At 62.3% G+C, this 21803-nt stretch carries 20 protein-coding genes and 1 pseudogene; 8 read left to right on the forward strand and 13 right to left on the reverse strand.

Translation table 11 applies throughout. From position 1 onward, the window contains the following. Entirely contained in the window at window positions 1-1113 is a 1113-nt protein-coding gene (locus tag ACIP02_RS01940; RefSeq protein WP_400612698.1) for an ABC transporter permease, read from the forward strand. A 60-nt stretch (window positions 1114-1173) separates the two neighbouring features. Here the strand turns inward: ACIP02_RS01940 and ACIP02_RS01945 are convergent, their stop codons facing one another. Next, window positions 1174-1578 (reverse strand): flagellar basal body-associated protein FliL, encoded by a 405-nt coding sequence (locus ACIP02_RS01945; protein WP_016712618.1) that lies wholly within the window; start codon window positions 1576-1578, stop codon window positions 1174-1176. A gap of 169 nt (window positions 1579-1747) precedes the next feature. On the opposite strand from ACIP02_RS01945, the gene ACIP02_RS01950 reads away from it, so the two are divergent. Next, a complete protein-coding gene (locus tag ACIP02_RS01950; protein WP_400612701.1) occupies window positions 1748-2725 on the forward strand; it encodes an NADPH:quinone oxidoreductase family protein in 978 nt (325 codons plus the stop codon). Between the two features lie 133 nt (window positions 2726-2858). On the opposite strand, the gene ACIP02_RS01955 is transcribed toward ACIP02_RS01950, so the two are convergent. The 5 genes from ACIP02_RS01955 to trxA form a co-directional block, all read right to left on the reverse strand. Further along, window positions 2859-3509 carry a gamma-glutamylcyclotransferase gene (locus tag ACIP02_RS01955; protein ID WP_400612703.1) on the reverse strand — a complete coding sequence of 217 codons (651 nt, stop codon included), beginning with the start codon at window positions 3507-3509 and terminating at the stop codon, window positions 2859-2861. A gap of 280 nt (window positions 3510-3789) precedes the next feature. Next, window positions 3790-4758, reverse strand: a complete 969-nt coding sequence (locus tag ACIP02_RS01960; RefSeq protein WP_400612705.1) for a CDP-6-deoxy-delta-3,4-glucoseen reductase — start codon at window positions 4756-4758, stop codon at window positions 3790-3792. Further along, window positions 4758-6224 (reverse strand): 4-hydroxy-3-polyprenylbenzoate decarboxylase, encoded by a 1467-nt coding sequence (gene ubiD, locus ACIP02_RS01965; RefSeq protein WP_016489755.1) that lies wholly within the window; start codon window positions 6222-6224, stop codon window positions 4758-4760. Before ubiD ends, ACIP02_RS01960 begins: the two co-directional genes overlap by 1 nt. Before the next feature lie 202 nt (window positions 6225-6426). Further along, window positions 6427-7686, reverse strand: a complete 1260-nt coding sequence (gene rho / locus ACIP02_RS01970) for a transcription termination factor Rho (RefSeq protein ID WP_003253661.1) — start codon at window positions 7684-7686, stop codon at window positions 6427-6429. A 325-nt stretch (window positions 7687-8011) separates the two neighbouring features. Next, entirely contained in the window at window positions 8012-8341 is a 330-nt protein-coding gene (trxA, locus tag ACIP02_RS01975; RefSeq protein ID WP_201201135.1) for a thioredoxin TrxA, read from the reverse strand. A gap of 244 nt (window positions 8342-8585) precedes the next feature. Between trxA and ppx the strand changes: the two genes are divergently transcribed. Continuing rightward, a complete protein-coding gene (ppx, locus tag ACIP02_RS01980) occupies window positions 8586-10088 on the forward strand; it encodes an exopolyphosphatase (protein ID WP_400612708.1) in 1503 nt (500 codons plus the stop codon). Here the strand turns inward: ppx and ppk1 are convergent. Further along, on the reverse strand, window positions 10075-12324 hold the full coding sequence (ppk1, locus tag ACIP02_RS01985; protein WP_400612711.1) for a polyphosphate kinase 1: 2250 nt from the start codon (window positions 12322-12324) through the stop codon (window positions 10075-10077). The genes ppx and ppk1 overlap by 14 nt on opposite strands. Window positions 12325-12536: 212 nt before the next feature. Here ppk1 and ACIP02_RS01990 point away from each other — a divergent pair, with 212 nt between their 5' ends. Both ACIP02_RS01990 and elbB read left to right on the forward strand, forming a co-directional pair. Next, the gene (locus ACIP02_RS01990; protein WP_400612713.1) at window positions 12537-13181 is read left to right on the forward strand and encodes a DedA family protein; all 645 of its coding nucleotides are present in this window, start codon (window positions 12537-12539) and stop codon (window positions 13179-13181) included. Between the two features lie 247 nt (window positions 13182-13428). Beyond that, window positions 13429-14088 (forward strand): isoprenoid biosynthesis glyoxalase ElbB, encoded by a 660-nt coding sequence (elbB, locus tag ACIP02_RS01995; protein ID WP_400612715.1) that lies wholly within the window; start codon window positions 13429-13431, stop codon window positions 14086-14088. A gap of 143 nt (window positions 14089-14231) precedes the next feature. Here elbB and ACIP02_RS02000 read toward each other — a convergent pair. From ACIP02_RS02000 to ACIP02_RS02010, 3 genes and pseudogenes are all read right to left on the reverse strand, one after another. Next, a pseudogene (locus ACIP02_RS02000) lies at window positions 14232-14321 on the reverse strand (YaiI/YqxD family protein); the annotation flags it as partial. Window positions 14322-14364: 43 nt separating this feature from the next. Continuing rightward, window positions 14365-15249 carry an RHS repeat-associated core domain-containing protein gene (locus ACIP02_RS02005; RefSeq protein ID WP_400612717.1) on the reverse strand — a complete coding sequence of 295 codons (885 nt, stop codon included), beginning with the start codon at window positions 15247-15249 and terminating at the stop codon, window positions 14365-14367. Window positions 15250-15356: 107 nt separating this feature from the next. Continuing rightward, entirely contained in the window at window positions 15357-15809 is a 453-nt protein-coding gene (locus ACIP02_RS02010; RefSeq protein WP_400612720.1) for a YaiI/YqxD family protein, read from the reverse strand. A 170-nt stretch (window positions 15810-15979) separates the two neighbouring features. On the opposite strand from ACIP02_RS02010, the gene ACIP02_RS02015 reads away from it, so the two are divergent. Next, a complete protein-coding gene (locus tag ACIP02_RS02015) occupies window positions 15980-18835 on the forward strand; it encodes a class I adenylate cyclase (protein WP_400612722.1) in 2856 nt (951 codons plus the stop codon). Window positions 18836-18964: 129 nt separating this feature from the next. Here ACIP02_RS02015 and rnk read toward each other — a convergent pair whose 3' ends face one another. The 3 genes from rnk to cyaY all read right to left on the reverse strand — a co-directional run bounded on the left by rnk (window position 18965) and on the right by cyaY (window position 20080). Then, window positions 18965-19375, reverse strand: a complete 411-nt coding sequence (gene rnk / locus ACIP02_RS02020; protein ID WP_400612724.1) for a nucleoside diphosphate kinase regulator — start codon at window positions 19373-19375, stop codon at window positions 18965-18967. Between the two features lie 146 nt (window positions 19376-19521). Continuing rightward, window positions 19522-19746: a DUF1289 domain-containing protein gene (locus ACIP02_RS02025; protein WP_400612727.1), complete on the reverse strand. Its 225-nt coding sequence runs from the start codon at window positions 19744-19746 to the stop codon at window positions 19522-19524. Window position 19747: 1 nt separating this feature from the next. After that, entirely contained in the window at window positions 19748-20080 is a 333-nt protein-coding gene (gene cyaY / locus ACIP02_RS02030) for an iron donor protein CyaY (RefSeq protein ID WP_201207500.1), read from the reverse strand. 251 nt (window positions 20081-20331) lie between these two features. Between cyaY and ACIP02_RS02035 the strand changes: the two genes are divergently transcribed. Together ACIP02_RS02035 and lysA are read left to right on the forward strand one after the other, a co-directional pair. Next, window positions 20332-20544 carry a lipoprotein gene (locus ACIP02_RS02035; protein ID WP_201207499.1) on the forward strand — a complete coding sequence of 71 codons (213 nt, stop codon included), beginning with the start codon at window positions 20332-20334 and terminating at the stop codon, window positions 20542-20544. A gap of 10 nt (window positions 20545-20554) precedes the next feature. Continuing rightward, a complete protein-coding gene (gene lysA / locus ACIP02_RS02040; RefSeq protein WP_400612730.1) occupies window positions 20555-21802 on the forward strand; it encodes a diaminopimelate decarboxylase in 1248 nt (415 codons plus the stop codon). Window position 21803 lies beyond the last annotated feature (1 nt).

Genomic DNA, 21803 nt, shown 5'->3' on the forward strand with positions numbered 1-21803 from the left:
ATGTCGCGCCTGAACCACACCCTGCGCCTGGGCCTGAAAGAGCTGACCAGCCTGCGCCATGACAGCGTGCTGCTGCTGTTTTTGCTGTACGCCTTCAGCGTGGCCATCTACATGCCGGCCGCAGGCTCGGTGATCGGCGTGCACAACGCCAGCGTCGCGGTGGTGGACGAAGACCACAGCCTGCTCTCGCGCAAGCTCGGCGAAGCCCTGCAACCACCCGAGTTCCAGCCTGCAGTGCCGCTGGGGCCAGAGCAGCTGGACCAGGCCATGGACAGCGGCCAGTACACCTTCGTCATCAACGTACCGGTGAATTTCCAGAGCGACCTGCTGGTCGGCCGCTCGCCAGAGCTGCAGATCAATGTCGACGCCACGGCCATGAGCCAGGCGTTCATGGGCGCCGGCTACATCGGGCGCATCTTCGAACGCGAGCTGCTCGACTACAGCCAGCGCGGCGACGCGCAAAGCCCGGTGCTGCTCAACCCCAAGGCGCTGTTCAACCCCAACCTGGAGGGTGGCTGGTTCCTGGCGGTGATCCAGATCGTCAACAACATCACCATCCTGGCGATCATCCTCACCGGCACCGCGCTGCTGCGCGAGCGCGAGCACGGCACCCTCGACCACCTGCTGGTACTGCCGCTGACCGCGCTGGAAATCATGCTGGCGAAGATCGGCAGCAACGCCCTGGTGGTGGTGATCTGTACCTGGATTTCGCTGGTGGTGGTGGTCAAGGGCGCGCTGGGCGTGCCGCTGTCCGGCTCGATGGAGCTGTTCCTGGCGGTGACTGCGCTGTACCTGTTCGCCAGTACTGCGCTGGGCATCTTCCTCGCCACCTTGGCACGCTCGACGCCACAATTTGGCCTGCTGGCGATCCCGGTGATCATCCCGATGCTGTTGCTATCAGGTGGCAGCACGCCGCTGGACAGCATGCCGCAGTGGCTGCAGTGGGTGATGCAGGGGTCACCGTCGACGCACTTCGTCAGCCTGGGGGCAGCGATCCTGTTCCGCGATGCCGGTTGGACAGTGGTGTGGCAGGATATCCTGGCGCTGGCGGCGATCGGGCTGGTGTTCTTCACTGTGGCGCTGGCGCGATTTCGACGTAGCCTGGCGTCCTGAACAAAAGCCTGAGCTTGCGCTCCCACAGGTATCGACCGGCCCATTGGATAAAGGGGCGCGTCACTGCACGATCAGGTTGTTGAACAGCAAGTCTTCAACGATCGGCTTGCCCTCTTCCGCTTCCAGCACCTGCTGCACCTGCTTCAGGGCCTCTTGGCGCAGATGCTCCTTGGCCTCGACGTTGCTCATGCTGTCCACCGTCTGCTGGGTGAACAGTGCCACCAGCTGGTTGCGGATCAGCGGTTCGTGGTGCTGCACCGCCTTGGCCGCTTCGTCGCCGGTCACGCGCAGGGCCACGTCGGCCTTGTACACGCGCAGCCGCGGGCCGCCGTCGAGGGCGTAGTTGCCGACAAAGGGCGGGCTCAGGCTGATATAGGCAACCTTGGGCGCCCCTTCCTTGGCTTCCTCGGCCATGGCCGCAGCCGGTAGCAGCAGCGCCAGTACCATCAAGATCCACGCTTTCACGAATTTGCTCCTCAATACAGTTGGCGCCAGCTTACCCAGCATGCCATTCAAACCCAAGCCCGGCCTTGTGCTGCCACTTATGCCTGCACATCAGGGCGGGCCATGCTCGTTGACCCGCCAATCGGCCCTCCTACACTTATCGGCCACTACCCGCAAAGGAATAGCCCCGATGAAAGCTGTGTTGTGCAAAACCCTGGGCCCGGCGCGCAACCTGGTGCTGGAAGACGTGGCCAGCCCGGTGCCGAAGAAAAACGAGATCCTGCTGGACGTGCAGGCCGCCGGGGTCAATTTCCCCGACACCCTGATCATTGAAGGCAAGTACCAGTTCCAGCCACCGCTGCCGTTCTCTCCCGGTAGCGAAGCGGCCGGCGTGGTGGCTGCGGTGGGCGAAAAGGCCGGCGCCTTCAAGGTAGGCGACCGGGTCATGGCGCTCACCGGCTGGGGCGCCTTTGCCGAGCAGGTGGCAGTGCCGTTCTACAACGTGCTGCCCATTCCGGCGAGCATGGACTTCACCACCGCTGCAGCGTTCGGCATGACTTACGGCACCTCGATGCATGCCCTACGCCAGCGTGGCCAGCTGCAAGCCGGCGAAACGCTGCTGGTATTGGGCGCGTCCGGCGGGGTCGGCCTGGCGGCAGTGGAAATCGGCAAGGCCATGGGCGCGCGGGTGATTGCCGCCGCCAGCAGTGCCGAGAAACTGGCCGTGGCCAAGGCGGCTGGGGCGGATGAGCTGATCGACTACAGCCAGGCCAGCCTGCGCGAAGAGATCAAACGCCTGACCGGTGGCCAGGGTGTGGACGTGATCTACGACCCGGTCGGTGGCGAGCTGTTCGAGCAAGCTGTGCGCGGGCTGGCCTGGAACGGCCGATTGCTGGTGGTGGGGTTTGCCAGTGGCAGCATTCCACAGCTGGCAGCCAACCTGGTGTTGCTCAAGGGCGCTGCGGTGCTGGGGGTGTTCTGGGGGGCATTTGCCCAGCGTCAACCGGAGGACAATGCGGCCAACTTCAGGCAGCTGTTCGCCTGGCATGCCGAGGGCCAGTTGAAGCCGCTGGTGTCGCAGACTTATCCACTGGGCGAGGCTGGGGCTGCCATCGAGAAGCTTGGGCAGCGGCGGGCTGTGGGTAAGTTGGTGGTGCTGGCCAGGTAAGGCTTCAGATCTTTATAGGCAGTTCTGGCCCCTTCGCGGGTAAACCCGCTCCTACAAGGATCGCATCGCCCACAAGGGTGTGCTGTACCTGTGTAGGAGCGGGTTCACCCGCGAAGAGGCCGGTGCAGGTTGGTCAGACTTCGCGCAGGTTATGGCAACGCCTGAACCGCGCCTCAAGGTTGCGATCGGGCATTTGGTGGCTACGCAGGGCATTCAAGGTCTGCTCGACATAATCGCGCGTGCTCCCATAGCGCCCTTTGGCACTGGCCAGAATCTGGCTGAGCAAGGTGTCCGGCAGGTTGCCGGCATAACACGGTAAATGCCGCTCCAGCACAAAGCCCAGGGCCTGCACCCTGCTGCCATCGACCAACCGGCAATTGAGCCAGTGCGGCCGGTATGCCGGGTACGGCATCTCGCGTTGCCACAGGGCCATCAGCGAGTCGTCCAGGTTGCTTTCGTCCAGCCGGTAGGCAAAACCGCTGCAGGAGCCACCGCGGTCCAGGCCAAACACCAGGCCGGGGGTTTCCGGAGTGCCGCGATGTTCGTGCGACCACAAGTACAAACCACGGTGATAACCATGTACCCGCGCGCGCTGGCGTTCTACGGAATTACATTCCGGGCGCCAGATCAACGAACCATAGGCAAACAGCCACACCGGGCCACCCTGATGCTGTGACATGGTCATTTGCATGGAGTTGTACAGTTGCTCGCGGGTCAGTTGCTGACCGAAGTCGAGCGAAGGGGGATAAGTAACTTTCCAGGACGAACTTTCAAGTGTCGACATAAGCTGCCGCCATAATTCCCTGTGAACTACACACGTAGCGCAAATATTTCAAGGCAGACGCAATGGGCTGCCTGTATAGGCCCTTTCGCGGGCAAGCCCGCTCCTACAAAGGGGGGCATAACAGGTAAATTAAGGCAGACCGGTGCGTTAGCTCAAGTATATGTCGAAATTTTCATCGGGCATTCCGACGATTGGGAATTATTATTTCGCAGCGCATGAAAGTTATTGGCCAAGGCGGTAACCATTACCGCCTTATACCCACACTTGCAAACTTCGGTTATTAGCCGCGTGGTGCGTAGGCAAACACATCGGCACGCATGCGGTGCGCATCCATGCCGGCTTCGACCAGGGCGTCGAGGGTGGCGTAGACCATGTTTGGCGAGCCACTGGCATACACATGCACGGTGTTGAGGTCGGCAATATCTTCGCAAACGGCTTCATGCAGCATGCCGCAGCGGCCTTCCCAACCACACAGGTCACTGACCACCTGGTGCAGGAACAGGTTGGGCAGGCGCTGCCATTCGTCCCAGTGCTCGATCTGGTAGAAGTCCTCGGGCCGGCGCACGCCCCAGTACAGGTGTACCGGGTGCTTGAAGCCCTTGGCCCGGCAATGCTCGACCAGGCTGTGCATCTGGCCCATGCCGGTGCCGGCGGCAATCAATACCAGCGGCCCATCGGGCAGCTCGGCCAGGTGAGTGTCGCCAAACGGCATTTCGATGCGCGCCAGGCCGTCGCGCTTGAGCTGGTCTATCAGCTGCGCAGCACTGGGCTCACGCGCCAGTACATGCAACTCCAGCTCGCGCCCGGCATGCGGCGCGGAGGCCAGCGAAAAGGCCGCCTGCTTGCCGCCTTCACGCTCGATCATCAGGTATTGCCCGGCGTGGTAACGCAGCGGCTTGCCGGCTGGCGCGCGCAAACGTACCCGCCACACGTCGCCACCGACGTCGACGCACTCACTGACACTGCACGCCAGCTTGCGCACTGGCAGCTCGCCCAGGGCGAGCACACCGTCCCAGAGCAACACGCAGTCCTCCAGCGGTTCGGCAATGCAGGTAAACAACTCGCCATGGTCGCGGACTTCGCCGTCCTGGCGTACCCGGCCTTCGACCAACAACGCGGCGCAGACATGGCAATTGCCATTGCGGCAGCTGTTCGGGCAGTCATAGCCCAGCCGCCGCGCTCCATCCAGGATCCGTTCCCCGGGTTCGAGCGCCAGCACCGCCCCGGACGGCTGCAACGTTACCTGCATCAATCTATTCCCAACTGATCCCACAGCTCATCGATACGGCGGGTGACGGCCTCGTCCTTGACGATGACCCGCCCCCATTCGCGTGTTGTCTCGCCCGGCCACTTGTGCGTGGCATCCAGGCCCATCTTCGACCCCAGCCCCGATACCGGCGACGCGAAGTCGAGGTAGTCGATCGGGGTGTTGTCGATCATCACCGTATCACGCTTGGGGTCCATGCGCGTGGTAATGGCCCAGATCACATCGTTCCAGTCACGGGCGTTGATATCGTCATCGGTGACAATAACGAATTTGGTGTACATGAATTGTCGCAGGAACGACCACACACCCAGCATCACGCGCTTGGCATGGCCCGGGTACTGCTTCTTCATGGTCACCACCGCCATGCGGTACGAACAGCCTTCCGGCGGCAGGTAGAAATCGGTGATTTCCGGGAACTGCTTCTGCAGGATCGGCACGAACACTTCGTTCAGCGCCACCCCGAGAATAGCCGGCTCATCTGGCGGGCGGCCGGTGTAGGTGCTGTGGTAGATCGGTTTTTGCCGGTGGGTGATGCGCTCGACGGTGAACACCGGGAAGCTGTCCACCTCGTTGTAATAGCCGGTGTGGTCGCCATACGGGCCTTCCGGGGCCATTTCGCCCGGGTGGATCACACCTTCCAGAATGATTTCGGCCGTGGCCGGCACCTGCAGGTTGCTGCCACGGCACTTGACCAGCTCGGTGCGGTTGCCACGCAGCAAGCCGGCAAAGGCGTATTCGGAGAGGGTGTCCGGTACCGGGGTCACCGCACCGAGGATGGTCGCCGGGTCGGCGCCCAGGGCCACGGCGACCGGGAACGGCTGGCCGGGGTTCTTTTCGCACCACTCGCGATAGTCGAGGGCGCCGCCACGGTGGCTGAGCCAGCGCATGATGACCTTGTTGCGGCCGATCACCTGCTGTCGGTAGATGCCCAGGTTCTGGCGGTCCTTGTTCGGGCCGCGGGTCACGGTCAGTCCCCAGGTGATCAGTGGTGCCACGTCGCCGGGCCAGCAATGCTGGATCGGCAGCGCGCCGAGGTCGACATCGTCACCCTCCACTACCACTTCCTGGCACACCGCATCCTTGACCACCTTAGGCGCCATCGACACGACCTTCTTGAAGATCGGCAGCTTTGACCAGGCATCCTTCAGGCCCTTCGGCGGCTCGGGCTCCTTGAGAAACGCCAGCAGCTTGCCGATTTCGCGCAATTCATCGACCGACTCGGCGCCCATGCCCATGGCCACGCGCTCCGGGGTGCCGAACAGGTTGCCTAGCACCGGGATGTCGAAGCCGGTGGGCTTTTCGAACAGCAACGCCGGGCCCTTGGCACGCAGGGTGCGGTCGCACACCTCGGTCATTTCCAGGACGGGGGAAATCGGAACCTGGATGCGCTTGAGCTCGCCGCGCTGTTCCAGGCCACGGATGAAGTCGCGCAAGTCGCGATACTGCATGCAGGAGCCTCGTGTTGGCCGTATCGGTCGGGGGTGCAGAGTGTAGCGCCGTTCGGTGTCCAATGGCCAAAAATGACTTGGGGCCGCTTCGCGCCCCATCGCGACACAAGGCCGCTCCTACAGGGAATGCGTAATCCTGTAGGAGCGGCCTTGCGTCGCGATGGGCTGCGAAGCAGCCCCAATCGATTCCGGCTTGAAACGCTTACTTGCGCTTCATCGACAGGAAGAACTCGTCGTTGGTCTTGGTCTGCTTGAGCTTGTCGACCAGGAACTCGATGGCGGCGATTTCGTCCATCGGGTGCAGCAGCTTGCGCAGGATCCACATGCGCTGCAGTTCGTCGTCGGCGGTCAGCAGTTCTTCGCGGCGGGTGCCGGAGCGGTTGATGTTGATGGCCGGGAACACGCGCTTTTCAGCGATGCGGCGGTCCAGCGGCAGCTCCATGTTGCCGGTACCCTTGAACTCTTCGTAGATCACCTCGTCCATCTTCGAGCCGGTTTCGACCAGCGCGGTGGCGATGATGGTCAGCGAACCGCCTTCCTCGATGTTACGCGCAGCACCGAAGAAGCGCTTCGGCTTCTCCAGGGCGTGGGCGTCGACACCACCGGTCAGCACCTTGCCGGAGCTCGGGATCACGGTGTTGTAGGCACGCGCCAGACGGGTGATGGAGTCCAGCAGGATAACCACGTCCTTCTTGTGCTCGACCAGGCGCTTGGCCTTCTCGATCACCATTTCAGCAACCTGCACGTGGCGGGTTGGCGGCTCGTCGAAGGTCGAGGCAACCACTTCGCCGCGCACGGTGCGCTGCATTTCGGTTACTTCTTCCGGGCGCTCGTCGATCAGCAGGACGATCAGGTGGCACTCGGGGTTGTTACGGGTGATGTTCGCCGCGATGTTCTGCAGCATGATCGTCTTACCGGCTTTCGGCGGGGCAACGATCAGGCCACGCTGGCCTTTGCCGATCGGGGCGCACAGGTCGATGACGCGACCGGTCAAGTCCTCGGTGGAGCCGTTACCGGCTTCCATCTTCAGGCGCTTGTTCGGGAACAGCGGCGTCAGGTTTTCGAACAGGATCTTGTTCTTCGCGTTTTCCGGGCGGTCGAAGTTGATGGTGTCGACCTTCAGCAGCGCGAAGTAACGCTCCCCTTCCTTCGGTGGGCGGATCTTGCCGACGATGGTGTCGCCGGTGCGCAGGTTGAAACGGCGGATCTGGCTGGGCGAGACGTAGATATCGTCAGGGCCGGCCAGGTAGGACGCATCAGCGGAACGCAGGAAACCGAAACCATCCTGGAGAATCTCCAGCACGCCGTCACCGGAGATCTCTTCGCCGCTTTTCGCGTGCTTTTTCAGCAGGGCGAAAATGACGTCCTGTTTGCGCGAACGGGCCATGTTTTCGATGCCCATCTGTTCGGCCATTTCCAAAAGATCGGTAATCGGCTTTTGCTTGAGTTCAGTCAGGTTCATAAGGGGAGTGACGTAATCATGTAAGAAGGGAGAATTAAGCTTTGGCTTAATGAAGCCGCGCCGCTAGATGGCGACAGGATCGCGTACTGATTCGAATTAGGGATGCTTCGGCGACGGCATGTAGAGGGCACTGGAAAAGCAGTGCGAGGCCGAATGTAACACTTGCTTTTTTCGACGTCTAGTGGTTTTGACCGGGTAAATTGTGCCATGTGGGAGCGGGTTTACCCGCGTAGGCGGCAGCAGGTTCGGCATCGAATTCGCGGGTAAACCCGCTCCCACAGGCCCTTCGGGCAAAAAAAAGCCCCGCATTTGCGGGGCTTTCGCATTACAGGTGGGCGTCGAGGAACGCGGCCAGCTGCGATTTCGACAGTGCGCCAACCTTGGTGGCTTCGACGTTGCCGTTCTTGAACAGCATCAGGGTCGGGATGCCACGCACGCCGTGCTTGGCCGGGGTTTCCTGGTTTTCGTCGATGTTCAGCTTGGCGACGGTCAGTTTGCCCTCGTAGGTAGAAGCGATGTCGTCCAGAACTGGCGCGATCATCTTGCATGGACCGCACCATTCAGCCCAGTAGTCGACCAGTACCGCGCCTTCGGCCTTCAGGACTTCGGCTTCGAAGGTAGCGTCGGTGACGTGTTTGATCAGATCGCTGCTCATGGAAATCTCCAGGGTCGTAAGCAAAAAAACGTGGCCCATGATAGCCGCACCCACGCCCGACAGGAAGCCGCGGACGATTGAGTGTAACTATAGTTGTGCAAGACGCCGCGAATCGAAACTGTCACACAAGTGTCATAGCATCGAATGGCACATTGCCTTGCATCAACGCCTGGTGTGTCACGCGTTGGCGACAGCCTGCTATCGTGGCACGATTGCCGGGTTAACGACCGAGAACAACCAGATCATGCCGCATACCATCGCGAAGAACCTGTCCCTGATCGCAGCCATCGACCTTGGCTCCAACAGTTTTCACATGGTCGTGGCCAAGGCCCACCATACCGAAATCCGCATCCTCGAGCGGCTCGGCGAGAAGGTTCAGCTAGCCGCCGGCATCGACGAAGACCGCAAACTCAGTGAAGAGGCGATGGAACGGGGCCTGGATTGCCTCAAGCGCTTTTCCCAACTGATCAACGGCATGCCATCAGGCGCCGTGCGTATCGTCGGTACCAACGCCCTGCGCGAAGCGCGCAACCGCAACGCATTCATCCAGCGCGCCGAGGCCATTCTCGGCCACCCGGTGGAGGTCATCTCCGGCCGTGAAGAGGCGCGCCTGATCTACCTGGGCGTATCCCACACCCTGGCCGACACCCCTGGCAAACGCCTGGTCGCCGACATCGGCGGGGGCAGTACCGAATTCATAATTGGCCAGCGCTTCGAGCCGCTGCTGCGTGAGAGCCTGCAAATGGGCTGCGTCAGCTTCACCCAGCGCTATTTCCGCGACGGCAAGATCACCCCGGCACGCTATGCCCAGGCCTACACCGCCGCGCGCCTGGAATTGATGAGCATCGAGAATGCCCTGCACCGCCTGACCTGGGACGAGGCCATTGGCTCGTCCGGCACCATTCGCGCCATCGGCGCTGCGATCAAGGCAGGCGGCCTGGGCAATGGCGAGGTCAACGCCGAAGGCCTGGCCTGGGTCAAACGCAAGATGTTCAAGCTGGGCGAGGTCGACAAGATCGACTTCGACGGGGTCAAGCCAGACCGCCGCACCATCTTCCCGGCCGGCATGGCGATTCTCGAAGCCATCTTCGATGCCCTGGAACTGCAGCGCATGGACCACTGCGACGGCGCCCTGCGAGAAGGCGTGCTGTTCGACCTGCTCGGCCGCCATCACCACGAAGACGTGCGCGAACGCACCCTGAACTCGCTGATGGAGCGCTACCACGTCGACCATGGCCAGGCAGCGCGTGTCGAGCGCAAGGCCCTGCATGCCTTCGACCAAGTCGCCGACGCCTGGCAGCTCAATAGCGGGAACTGGCGCGATCTGCTGGGCTGGGCGGCGAAAGTGCACGAAATCGGCCTGGATATCGCCCATTACCACTACCACAAGCACGGTGCCTACCTGATCGAGCACTCCGACCTGTCGGGCTTCTCTCGCGAGGACCAGCAGATGATGGCCCTGCTGGTACGCGGCCACCGTCGCAACATCCCCAAGGACAAGTTCGCAGAACTGGGTGAAGAAGGCGTGAAGCTGCTGCGCCTGTGCGTACTGCTGCGCTTCGCCATCCTGTTCCACCACATCCGTGGCAATCAGCAGATGCCGAAGGTGGCGCTCAAGGCCGCCGATGACAGCCTTGATGTAGCCTTCCCTGAAGGTTGGCTGGAGCAGAACCAGCTGACCCAGGCCGACTTCGCCAACGAGGCAGAGTGGCTGGCCCGGGTCGGCTTCGTCCTCAGCGTACGTTGAGGACCGGGTTGCTCAGGCGCTCCAGCAGGGTCGCCTGGGCACTGCGCGGGTTCTGGTTGCCGGTTGGGGTGCTGCGCACGTAGCGCCCGTCTGGCTGCAAGGTCCAGGCGTGGGTGTTGTCGGTCAGGTAGCCTTCCAGCTCCTTCTTCACCCGCAGCAACAGCTTTTTGCCTTCCACCGGGAAGCAGGTCTCGACACGCTTGTCGAGGTTGCGCTCCATCCAGTCGGCACTGGACAGGTAGATCTGCTCTTCGCCGCCATTGAGGAAGTAGAACACCCGCGTGTGCTCAAGGAAGCGGCCGATGATCGAGCGCACCTGGATGTTGTGCGAAACCCCCGGAATGCCTGGGCGCAGGCAGCACATGCCGCGCACCACCAGGTCGATCTTCACGCCCGACTGGCTGGCCTTGTACAACGCCTTGATAACCTTGGCATCGGTCAGTGAGTTGAACTTGGCAATGATGTGCGCTGGCTTGCCTTCAAGGGCAAACTGGGTTTCCCGCGCGATCATGTCGAGCATGCCCTTCTTCAGGGTAAACGGCGCGTGCAGCAGCTTCTTCATGCGCAGGGTCTTGCCCATGCCGATCAGCTGGCTGAACAGCTTGCCGACGTCCTCGGTGAGGGCATCGTCAGAGGTCAGCAGGCTGTAGTCGGTGTAGAGGCGGGCGTTGCCGGCGTGGTAGTTGCCGGTACCCAAGTGCGCATAACGCACGATTTCGCCCTGCTCGCGGCGCAGGATCAGCATCATCTTGGCGTGGGTCTTGAAACCGACCACGCCGTAGATCACCACCGCACCGGCCGCTTGCAGGCGGCTGGCCATCTGCAGGTTGGATTCTTCGTCGAAGCGCGCTCGCAGCTCGATCACCGCGGTGACCTCCTTGCCGTTACGCGCCGCGTCCACCAGGGCGTCGACGATTTCCGAGTTGGCCCCGGAACGGTACAGGGTCTGGCGCACGGCGAGCACATGCGGGTCCTTGGCGGCCTGGCGTAGCAAGTCTACAACCGGGGTGAAGGACTCGAACGGGTGCATCAGCAGGATGTCCTGCTTGCTGATCACGCTGAAGATGTTGTCGGCGTTTACCAAAAGCTTGGGGATGGCCGGGGTGAACGGCGTGTACTGCAGCTCGGGGTGGCTGTCCAGGCTGGTGATGCTGAACAGACGGGTGAGGTTGACCGGGCCATTGACCTGGTAAAGCTCGCTTTCGCTGAGGCTGAACTGCTTGAGCAGGTAGTCCGACAGGTGTTTGGGGCAGGTGTCGGCGACTTCCAGGCGCACGGCATCGCCGTAGCGGCGCGAGAACAGCTCGCCACGCAGGGCGCGGGCAAGGTCGTCGACCTCTTCGGAGTCCAGCGCCAGGTCGGCGTTACGGGTCAGCCGGAACTGGTAGCAGCCCTTGACCTTCATGCCCTGGAACAGGTCGTCGGCGTGCGCGTGGATCATCGACGACAGGAACACGTAATTGGCGCCCGGGCCACCCACCTCTTCCGGCACGCGGATCACCCGCGGCAGCAGGCGCGGGGCCGGGATGATCGCCAGGCCCGAATCACGCCCGAAGGCGTCGACACCTTCAAGCTCGACGATGAAGTTCAGGCTCTTGTTCACCAGCAACGGGAACGGGTGAGTCGGGTCGAGGCCGATCGGGGTGATAATCGGGGCGATTTCGTCGCGGAAGTAACGGCGTACCCAGGTTTTGAGCTTGGGCGTCCAGTAACGGCGGCGAATAAAGCGGATCTGGTGCTTTTCCAGTTCTGGCAGCAAGACGTCGTTGAGGATCGCGTACTGGCGCTCTACCTCGAAGTGCACCAGCTCGCTGATGCGCGCCAGCGCCTGGTGCGGCTGCAGGCCATCGGCACCGGCCTGTTCGCGTGCAAAATTGATCTGCTTCTTCAGGCCCGCGACACGGATTTCAAAGAACTCGTCGAGGTTGCTGGAGAAGATCAGCAGGAACTTGAGGCGTTCCAGCAAGGGGTAGCTCTCGTCCAGTGCCTGTTCCAGCACACGGATGTTGAACTGCAACTGCGAAAGTTCGCGATGAATGTACAGGCTGCTGTCGTCCAGGCCAGGGACGGCTATTGCCGGGGCCGGTGCCGCTGCTGGCGCCGGGACCGCAGGCTCGGCCACCTGCTCCGCTTCTGGCTCGGGAGCCGGCGGCAGGTCTGGCGGCGTCTGCACCATCTCTTCTGGAAGCTCCTGAGCATCCTTGATCGCGACAGGGCTAAGCACTTCATTATTCATCTGGCGTTCCTGAGGACGTTAACGCCCTATCATCAATTGAGCGGCAAGATAAGCGCCCATTATGACGCCTGTGTTACACACCAGGGCAAGCCATGGCGCGAGGGCTCTGGCATTGTCGACGCAGAATTGTTCACGTCGAGACACATTTGGACACTTTCACGAACGCGCGTGAAGGGGTAGGCTGCGCGTTCATTTCGCCAGCACCTCAGAAAATGCTTCAACAATTCCTGCAGGATTTCGGCTACTTCGCCCTTTTTCTAGGCACCTTCTTTGAAGGCGAGACCATTCTGGTGCTTGCGGGGTTTCTTGCATTCCGCGGTTACATGGATATCAAGCTGGTGTGCCTGGTGGCGTTCTTCGGCAGTTATGCCGGCGACCAGCTGTGGTACTTCATGGGCCGTCGCCATGGGCGCAGGATTCTGGCGCGCAAACCGCGCTGGCAGGCAATGGGTGACCGGGCGCTGGACCACATCCGCCGCCACCCCGACATCTGGGTGCTGAGTTTCCGCTTTGTCTATGGCCTGCGTACGGTCATGCCGGTGGCGATTGGCCTGTCGGGCTACCCGCCACGCCGTTACCTGCTGCTGAACGGCATTGGTGCAGCGATATGGGCCATTGCCCTGGGTGCGGCGGCCTATCACTTCGGCGCCATCCTCGAAGGCCTGCTGGGCAACGTGAAGCGCTACGAGCTTTGGGTGCTCGGCGGCCTGTTGGCGCTGGGCGCCCTACTGTGGCTGCGCCGGCGCTTTCGCACCCTGCGTGCGGAGCGCAAGGCGGCAAACCAGGCCCAGGCCGATGAGGCCGAGCGGGCTGTAAGCCACAAGCAGGAACCACCCCAGCGGCGGGACCACCGCTAGGCCCTGTGTGCCCGGCTTGGGGTTGAGGTGGTGCTTAGATCGAGCGCCGCCCGCGCGGCGCTTCGCGGCGCAAGGCCGCTCCCACATCTGTTTCGGGCCAGTCACTTCTGTAAGCCCGGCGCTGTCCGTCTTGTTTGTTCCATTCGATACCGAGGGGCACACCATCAGGGCATAACTGCGGGAACCCCTATCGTCGACATCTGCCAAACTAAAGAACATTTAGCGCCTCTACACGGGAGTAACGAGCATGACAAAAAAAGTAGCGGTGATTCTTTCCGGCTGTGGCGTGTATGACGGCGCCGAAATCCACGAAAGCGTGATCACCCTGCTGCGCCTCGACCAGCGCGGTGCGCAGGTGCAGTGCTTCGCGCCAGACATTGCGCAGATGCATGTGATCAACCACCTGACTGGCGACGAAATGCCAGAATCGCGCAATGTGCTGGTGGAGTCGGCGCGCATTGCCCGCGGCGAGGTCAAGGACATTAGCGAGGCCAAGGCCGAAGACTTCGATGCGCTGATCGTGCCGGGTGGCTTCGGGGCGGCGAAGAACCTGTCCAACTTTGCCGTGGAAGGCGCCAACTGCAGCGTCAACCCAGACGTGCTGGCCCTGGCCGAAGCCTTTGCCGATGCCTGCAAGCCGGTTGGCCTGATCTGCATTTCGCCGGCACTGGCAGCGAAGATCTACGGGCCGGGGGTGGTCTGCACTATTGGTAGCGACGCGGACACTGCGGCGGCGGTGGTAAAAATGGGCGGCACCCATGAAGAATGCGACGTGCACGACATTGTCGAAGATACCCAGCGCAAGCTGGTGACCACCCCGGCGTACATGGAGGCCAAGTCGATCAGCGAGGCGGCAGGCGGTATCTACAAGCTGGTGGACCGGGTGCTGGAGCTGACTCACGAGTAAGCCCTGCAAGCGCGCCCTGTGTAGGAGCGGCCTTGTGTCGCGATCGGGCCGCGAAGCGGCCCCGGCAATTTATGCGGCGAAGCTGAAATCCTGGGGCCGCGCTGCGGCCCGATCGCGACACAAGGCCGCTCCTACAGGATCCCTCAAGGCTTCGAGAGTCGCGAAATGATCCGGTCCAGCGCATTGGCAAATGCCTGCTTGTCGCGCTCCCCATAAGACGCCTGCCCGCCCCCACCGGTACAGTGCAAGGTTCAAGGCCCCAGGCTTCACGCCGGATCAAGCCCCTCGCAAGGCATGCCCCCCTACGCTGCGCATTTTCACTACGGTTTCTTCCAGAGTGAAAATGGCGCGCTCGGTATTGCTGAGCCTCAGTACATGTCGATGCGGGCTATGGTTTTTGTAAATACTGTACGCCATGCCTCCAACCTGCTCAGCCGCAGCTTTAGGGTGCATGCCCTCGTCCCTTATCAATGTTGCGAAGCTTTCATATCTGGCTTTTGCAGAACTGGTAATGCGGTCGTTGATATCCGCGCTTTCTTCAGACAACGTCCACTGTTGCTTTACGGCACCTGCAGGCCTGGAGCCCGCCTCAGGTTGAGCCAGCTGATTTTTACTGGTGTTACCCTTGTTTTGGGGGGCTTTGGCAGGCTTTTTTGCTTCAGGTTTATTTTTCGTCCGCGGGTACCTCACCTTTTGGGGCATATGTGCCGACGGGTCGAATAAATTCACTGGGTCGCCGAGTGTATAAACGTAGGCATTAATACCCCCAGCACCGAATGGACTCATGCTGTCAGCACTCTGAAACCGCATCAAGCGTGTATTGAACGTACGGTAGCCAGCACCCAAGCTGTAACCGGGCAGTAGCCTATCTGGGAGTGCTCCTCGGTATGCCGGCAAGTCTGGCAGGTCAGGTTGCTGGTTGTGGAAGCCGTATGGCAAGTAGGCAAACTCTGCGCGCCGATCGGTCAACGAGACACCGAGCACGCTCCGCCCCTCTTCGCATGCCAACAAGACAGATTTCGTCACATCTGCTGTGCAGCGCAACTGTGCAAGCAAGTGCTGGTCGCCACCCAGCAAAGACAATGCCTGCCCTCCCAGCAAGGTCGTCAGGTGGTCTATTTGATAAAAGTGCCTGAGTGCATTGTCGCCAGTCGTCGCCATAAGCCCATCCTCAGCAAGGTATGCAATCGATACTGCGCGTCACCGCATGATGACACCACTGGCAGAAATTACAGGTGCCTTGCCACACCTCGCCGGGTATCTGAGGGCTAGGCTTTCATCAGCCGGCTTACTATCCGGTCCAGCGCATTGGCAAATGCCTGCTTGTCGCGCTCCCCATAAGACGCCTGCCCGCCCCCCACCTGGCCCTGCTCGCGCAGTTCGGTGAACAGGTTGCGCGCCGCCAGCCTGTCGCCCATGTTGCGCTCGTCGAACTCGCGCCCGCGCGGGTCCAACGCCGCCACGCCCTTCTTCACCAGGCGGTCAGCCAGTGGCACGTCACTGCAGATCACCAGCTCGCCCGGCACGGCATGCTCGACCAGGTAATCGTCGGCCGCATCCATGCCGCTGGGCACCACGATCAGCCGCACGATGGCGAACGCCGGCTTGGCCACGGCCTGCCCTGCCACCATCACCACCTCGAACTTGCGCTTGAGGGCGAACTTGACGATCAGATCCTTGGCCGCCTTGGGGCAGGCGTCGGCATCGATCCATACACGCATCGGGAAATCTCTACATGAACTCAATGCGCCCATCATGCCTCAAGTGCAGCAAAAGCTGGAGCAGGCGCGCTGACGCTGGGAAAATGGCGCCAATATTTCAATTGGCGCTTATCCGCCCCCGTCACTCAGGCTAAACTCGCCACAGCTCCGCTGGCCTGCCCGAGTGCGCAATGAACCACCCCCACGAAATCCGCCCAGACCTGGACGAAGGTATCGACCGCAAAGTCCTGGCGACATTGCGTGCGCGCTTCCTGCATCTGAACCAGGGCCGGCTGCAACGGGCGATGGAAGGCCTGTCGACACGCCAGCAACAGGTACTGACGCTGCTGCCGCTGCTGTTCCATGTGAACCACCCGCTGTTACCGGGTTATGTTTCCGGCAGCACGCCCGCAGGTGTATCGGGCTACGAGCCAGATGCCGAACGGGTGGCAGAGGCCCAACGCCTGGCCCGTTCGTTCACTTACAAGGCCCAGCGTGGCAACCCGCCTCGCCCGATCCACGGCTTGTTCCTGATGGGCAGCCTGGGTTCGCTGGCCCAAGCCGAGCACAGCGACATGGACGTATGGGTATGCCATGCGCCAGGCTTGCCCGAGCCGCAGCTGGATGAACTGCGCCGCAAGTGCCAGCTGCTAGAAGCCTGGGCAGCCAGCCTGGGCGCCGAGGCGCACTTCTTTCTCATCGACACGCAAGGCTTTGCCCAAGGCCAGCGCGACGGCCAGCTGGGCTCCGACGATTGCGGCACCACCCAGCATTACCTGCTGCTCGACGAGTTCTACCGCACCACCCTGTGGCTGGCCGGTCGCACGCCGCTATGGTGGCTGGTGCCGGTCTACGAAGAACACAATTACCACACCTATACCCAAACCCTGCTGGCCAAGCGTTTTATCCGTAGCCAGGACGCACTCGACCTCGGCAACCTGGCGCATATTCCGCCCGGCGAGTTCGTCGGCGCAGGCCTGTGGCAACTGTTCAAAGGCATCGACTCACCCTATAAGTCACTGCTCAAACTGCTACTGACCGAGACTTACGCCAGCGAACACCCCGCGGTACGCTGCCTGAGCCTGGACTACAAGAAGGCGGTGTTTGCCAACCAGCTCGACCTCGACGAGCTGGACCCGTATGTGATGGTCTACCGGCGCATCGAGCATTACCTGTTGCAACGTGGCGAGACCGTGCGCCTGGAGCGGGTACGGCGCAGCCTGTACTTGAAGGTGAACAAGAAGCTCAGCGACCAAGGCCGCAGCAATGGCTGGCAACGCCGGCTACTGCAGCGCCTGGCAGACGAATGGGGCTGGGACGAACGCCAGCTGGCCGTGCTGGACAGCCGCAGCCAATGGAAAGTGCAGCAAGTTGCCGTCGAACGCCGCGAGCTGGTGGCCGAACTGAACCACAGCTATCGCTTTCTCAGCCAGTTCGCCCGCACCCAGAACGCCAGCAGCCGCGCCGACCAACGCGACCTCAATGTGCTGGGCCGGCGCCTGTATGCGGCCTTCGAGCGCCGCGCCGGCAAGGTCGAAGTGATCAACCCTGGCATCGCCCCGGACCTCGCCGAGGGCACCCTGACCCTGGCCCAGGTCCCCAACCGTAAGGAGCCGGGCAGCCACCACTGGGAGCTGTACAGCGGCAACCTGAGTACGCACGAGGTCGAGCACTTCGGCCCGATAAAACGCTGCCGCGAGCTGCTCGAGCTGCTGGCCTGGGCCCACCGCAACGGGGTGATCGACAGCAGCACGCGCCTGGCGCTGCACCCGGGTGTCAGTGACCTTGGCGAGTTCGAGCTGTTCAACCTGCTGGGCTGCCTGCAGCAATGCATCCCCCTGCCCTTGCCGACGGTCAGCGAAGTACGCCTGCTGCAGCCCAGCGTTGCCGATGAGGTACTGCTGCTGGTCAACGTCGCCATCGACCCGCTGCGCCACCATCGCGGCCTGAACATCCTGATGACGACCGAGCGCACCGACTCGCTGAGTTACGCCGGCGTGCGCGAGAACCTGGTGCTGACCCTGGACCAAGTGACCCTCAACAGCTGGAACGAGGTGCTGGTCCAGCGCTATGACGGCGAACACGCGCTGGTGCGCTGCCTGCGCGACTTCCTCAACAGCCCGGTGTTGCATGGCCACCGGCCGCGGGTGCGGGTACGCTGCTTCTGCCAGAGCCGCGCCCAGGCCATCGGCCAACGCGTGGAAGAGATCTTCGACACCGTGCAGCTGCTGCTGGACCAAGGCCTGCACCACCGCTACCTGCTACAGGTGGCCGAGCACACCCATGTGCTGGAACTGTTGCCCGAGCACGTCAGCCTGACCACCCTGGCCGAACATGGGGCACTGTTGAGCTACCTGGGTGAGGAACGCAGCGCCTACAGCCCGTTGTATCTGGATACCCACGCCCTGCACGACCATGACCTGCGCCTGGTGCTGGAGCAAGGCAGGCCGGCCTGCATCCAGGTGTTCTACCGTTTGCAGGGCGGCTGGGCCGAGCTGTACGTGCTGGATGAACACAACGCCTTGTGGCAGCAACGCCTGCCGCTGCATGACGAAGCGCACCTGCTGCTGCCGCTGCAGCGCTTTTTACGCTCGGTGGTGATGCGCCGCGATGCCCGCCTGCCGCTGGAGAACCTTGGGCAGGCGTTTCTGGATATCCAGTACGCACAGCTACTGCCTAGCGGCCCGGGCAAAGCGCGCAGTATCGAGCCGCGCCTGGCGCCGCTGGAGGGCAGTGACCAGCCTTACTATGAAGTGCAGGCCATTATCCAGGCCGGTGTGGCCGGTGCCGCGCATGTGACGCTGTACTGCGACCAGCAGGAGTTTTCCGAGCTGGAGCATGGGGCGCAGCTGTATGCGGTGGTGGCCCGGCAGATTATCGCGCAGCGCCGTGGGGCCGGGCATTACCGGTGCTACATCACCGACCTGGACTTGTCCGAATTGCTGGATGACCGGCTGGGGGCAACGCAGGTTTACCTGAGCTACAAGCGGTTGCTGGAGCAGGCGCTGAATGAGGGGTTGGAGCAGGTATTGGCGGAGGGATCCTGAATTGCCGGGGGTGCTTTGCACCCCTTTCGCGACACAAGGCCGCTCCTACAGGGGTACGCGATCCCCTGTAGGAGCGGCCTTGCCGGGGCGCCGGACCGGTCGGATGGGCCGCAAAGCGGCCCCAAAATCTCAGAGGTCGAAATCGCCCGCCGCTTCCGGCTGGTACTCGACTTCCAGCAGCTTCAGCTTGAGGGTCTTGCCCCCGGGTGCCGGCCAGTCGATCTGTTCACCCACCGACAACCCCAGCAAGGCGCAGCCAATCGGCGCCAGGATCGAGACCTTGCCCTCTGCCCCGGCATCCTTCGGGTACACCAGGGTCAGGTGGTAGTCCTTGCCGCCGGCTTCCTCACGGCAGTGCACACGCGAGTTCATGGTCACCACGCCCGCGGGCACTTCCTCATGACCGACCACCTGCTCGGCGCGGTCCAGCTCGTCCTGCAGGGCGAGCACACCCGGCGTACTCTCGTCGAGGCTGTCGATAAGACGCTCCAGACGCTGTACGTCCAATCGGGTGAGGATGAGGGAAGGCTTGGTGCTCATGATCCAGTCAGACTCCTTTGAACAGGCAATTTTCAGTGCGCAGATAAAGCAAAACCCCGCCCAAGGGCGGGGTTTGAGATGGCTTTGGCGTCACCGACGCAGAACCCGACACTACCACAGCCGGGTAAATACTCAAGCCCCTGCGCTCAGGGTGCCTTAGCCTGCTCGCGCAAAACCTGGGCCTCGCGGCAGATCTGCCGGCGCCGTTCATCATCGGCCGAACGCCATTCACGGATGTGCTCGACATGCCGGTGGCAACCGGTGCATACACGCTGCTCGTCAAGCCGGCAGATGCTGATGCACGGCGACGGCACGGCGGGGCTGACATTGCTGTACAGCGGCTTGGGCGGCCGGGGCTGGGCGTCGCTCATGTCAGATCTCGTCGAAATCCAGCTTCTCGCCGGCCCGTTCCCAGACGATGCGTTCGAGCATTTCGCCCAGCAGCTCTTCGCTCTTTTCGCAGACCCACTTTTTGCTTTCTTCGTCGTAGTCGAAGTGGAAACCACCGGACTTGTCAGCCAGCCACAGTTGGCGCAGCGGCTCCTGACGGCTGAAGATCAGCTGGGCGCCGCCTTCGAACTTGACGGTGAGCACACCTGCGGAATTCTCCATGTCCAGGTCCAGGCCGCTCTCGTCGAACAGGTCTTCCAGGGCCTGTTGGGTCGCGTCGACCAGATCATGGAAACGCGCTTCACTCAAACTCATTGCAGGAACCTCAAAATTGGCTGCGTTACAGGCAAGCCCGGCAAGATACGGGCGCAAAGCGCCAGCCGCAAGCTGCTAGCTACAAGCCGCAAGAAAAAGCCCAGCCTACACCCGATAGCTTTTTCTTGCCGCTTGAAGCTTGAAGCTTGCCGCTTCTGCTGCCCCGCCCGACGGACCGGCCCTTGCATAGGCAAGCCGCCGGTCGCTCGGTATACTCGGGCGCAATACTGCATTTTCTAAGGATTTCACCCATGAAGCGCCTGATTTCCTCCTTCGCGGCGCTGGTCGCTGTTGCCTGCCTCGTTTCGGCCTGCGGCCAGAAAGGCCCGCTGTATCTGCCTGAAGACGGCGATAACGGCAAAGCGCACAAGGCGCACCAGCACCAGCCAAAAGCCAAGCCGGCCCCGGTACAAGAGCAGCAGCCAGAGCCGCAGGCCGAGCCTGAGCAGTCGCCAGCGCAGTAAAGGAAACCAGATGAACGCTTTCAACTACCGCGACGGTGAGCTGTTCGCGGAAGGCGTGGCCCTGTCGGCCATCGCCGAACGCCACGGCACCCCGACCTACGTGTATTCGCGCGCCCACATCGAGGCCCAGTACCGCAGCTATACCGACGCCCTGCAAGGCGCCGAACACCTGGTGTGCTTCGCGGTCAAGGCCAACTCCAACCTTGGCGTGCTGAACGTACTGGCACGCCTGGGTGCCGGTTTCGACATCGTCTCCGGTGGCGAGCTGGAACGCGTGCTGGCCGCCGGTGGCCGCGCCGACCGCGTGGTGTTTTCCGGTGTGGGTAAAACCCGTGAAGACATGCGCCGCGCCCTGGAAGTGGGTGTGCACTGCTTCAACGTCGAATCCACCGACGAACTGGAGCGCCTGCAAGTGGTGGCCGCCGAGATGGGCAAGGTTGCCCCGGTGTCGCTGCGGGTCAACCCGGACGTAGACGCCGGTACCCACCCGTACATCTCCACCGGCCTTAAAGAGAACAAGTTCGGCATCGCCATTGCCGACGCCGAGGCCATCTACGTGCGCGCCGCGCAGCTGCCGAACCTTGAAGTGGTCGGTGTCGACTGCCATATCGGCTCACAGCTGACCACCATCGATCCGTTCCTCGACGCCCTCGACCGCCTGCTGGTGCTGGTCGACCGCCTGGCCGAATGCGGCATCCACCTGCGCCACCTGGACCTGGGTGGCGGTGTCGGCGTGCGCTACCGTGACGAACAGCCGCCGCGGGTGGCCGACTACATCAAGGCCATTCGCGAGCGCGTCGGCGACCGCGACCTGGCCCTGGTATTCGAGCCTGGCCGCTACATCGTGGCCAACGCTGGGGTGCTGCTGGCCCGCGTGGAATACCTCAAGCACACCGAACACAAGGACTTCGCCATCATCGATGCGGCGATGAACGACCTGATCCGCCCGGCCCTGTACCAGGCCTGGATGGGTGTCAGTGCAGTCAAGCCACGTGCAGGCGAAGGCCGTGCCTATGACCTGGTCGGCCCGATCTGCGAGACCGGCGACTTCCTCGGCAAGGACCGCGTACTCAACCTGGCCGAAGGCGACCTGCTGGCCGTAGAGTCTGCGGGCGCCTATGGTTTTGTCATGAGCTCCAACTACAACACCCGTGGCCGTTGCGCTGAAATCCTGGTCGACGGCGACCAGGCGTTCGAAGTACGCCGCCGCGAGACCGTCGCCGAACTGTTCGCTGGCGAAAGCCTGCTGCCGGAGTAAG

Origin of the sequence: Pseudomonas sp. NPDC089408 (assembly GCF_044749445.1) — a bacterium.
Classification (GTDB): Bacteria; Pseudomonadota; Gammaproteobacteria; order Pseudomonadales; family Pseudomonadaceae; genus Aquipseudomonas.

Bases quoted from the DNA above. Each gene is read 5' to 3' on its own strand.
- ACIP02_RS01940 (WP_400612698.1), top strand. From the start codon at position 1: ATGTCGCGCCTGAACCACACCCTGCGCCTGGGCCTGAAAGAGCTGACC.
- ACIP02_RS02015 (WP_400612722.1), top strand. From the start codon at position 15,980: ATGAACCACCCCCACGAAATCCGCCCAGACCTGGACGAAGGTATCGAC.
- ACIP02_RS02005 (WP_400612717.1), bottom strand. From the start codon at position 15,249: ATGGCGACGACTGGCGACAATGCACTCAGGCACTTTTATCAAATAGAC.
- ACIP02_RS01955 (WP_400612703.1), bottom strand. From the start codon at position 3,509: ATGTCGACACTTGAAAGTTCGTCCTGGAAAGTTACTTATCCCCCTTCG.
- ubiD (WP_016489755.1), bottom strand. From the start codon at position 6,224: ATGCAGTATCGCGACTTGCGCGACTTCATCCGTGGCCTGGAACAGCGC.
- ACIP02_RS01960 (WP_400612705.1), bottom strand. From the start codon at position 4,758: ATGCAGGTAACGTTGCAGCCGTCCGGGGCGGTGCTGGCGCTCGAACCC.
- rho (WP_003253661.1), bottom strand. From the start codon at position 7,686: ATGAACCTGACTGAACTCAAGCAAAAGCCGATTACCGATCTTTTGGAA.
- ACIP02_RS02010 (WP_400612720.1), bottom strand. From the start codon at position 15,809: ATGCGTGTATGGATCGATGCCGACGCCTGCCCCAAGGCGGCCAAGGAT.
- ACIP02_RS02025 (WP_400612727.1), bottom strand. From the start codon at position 19,746: ATGAGCGACGCCCAGCCCCGGCCGCCCAAGCCGCTGTACAGCAATGTC.
- ACIP02_RS01990 (WP_400612713.1), top strand. From the start codon at position 12,537: ATGCTTCAACAATTCCTGCAGGATTTCGGCTACTTCGCCCTTTTTCTA.
- ACIP02_RS02035 (WP_201207499.1), top strand. From the start codon at position 20,332: ATGAAGCGCCTGATTTCCTCCTTCGCGGCGCTGGTCGCTGTTGCCTGC.
- ACIP02_RS01950 (WP_400612701.1), top strand. From the start codon at position 1,748: ATGAAAGCTGTGTTGTGCAAAACCCTGGGCCCGGCGCGCAACCTGGTG.
- rnk (WP_400612724.1), bottom strand. From the start codon at position 19,375: ATGAGCACCAAGCCTTCCCTCATCCTCACCCGATTGGACGTACAGCGT.
- ppx (WP_400612708.1), top strand. From the start codon at position 8,586: ATGCCGCATACCATCGCGAAGAACCTGTCCCTGATCGCAGCCATCGAC.
- elbB (WP_400612715.1), top strand. From the start codon at position 13,429: ATGACAAAAAAAGTAGCGGTGATTCTTTCCGGCTGTGGCGTGTATGAC.
- cyaY (WP_201207500.1), bottom strand. From the start codon at position 20,080: ATGAGTTTGAGTGAAGCGCGTTTCCATGATCTGGTCGACGCGACCCAA.
- trxA (WP_201201135.1), bottom strand. From the start codon at position 8,341: ATGAGCAGCGATCTGATCAAACACGTCACCGACGCTACCTTCGAAGCC.
- lysA (WP_400612730.1), top strand. From the start codon at position 20,555: ATGAACGCTTTCAACTACCGCGACGGTGAGCTGTTCGCGGAAGGCGTG.
- ppk1 (WP_400612711.1), bottom strand. From the start codon at position 12,324: ATGAATAATGAAGTGCTTAGCCCTGTCGCGATCAAGGATGCTCAGGAG.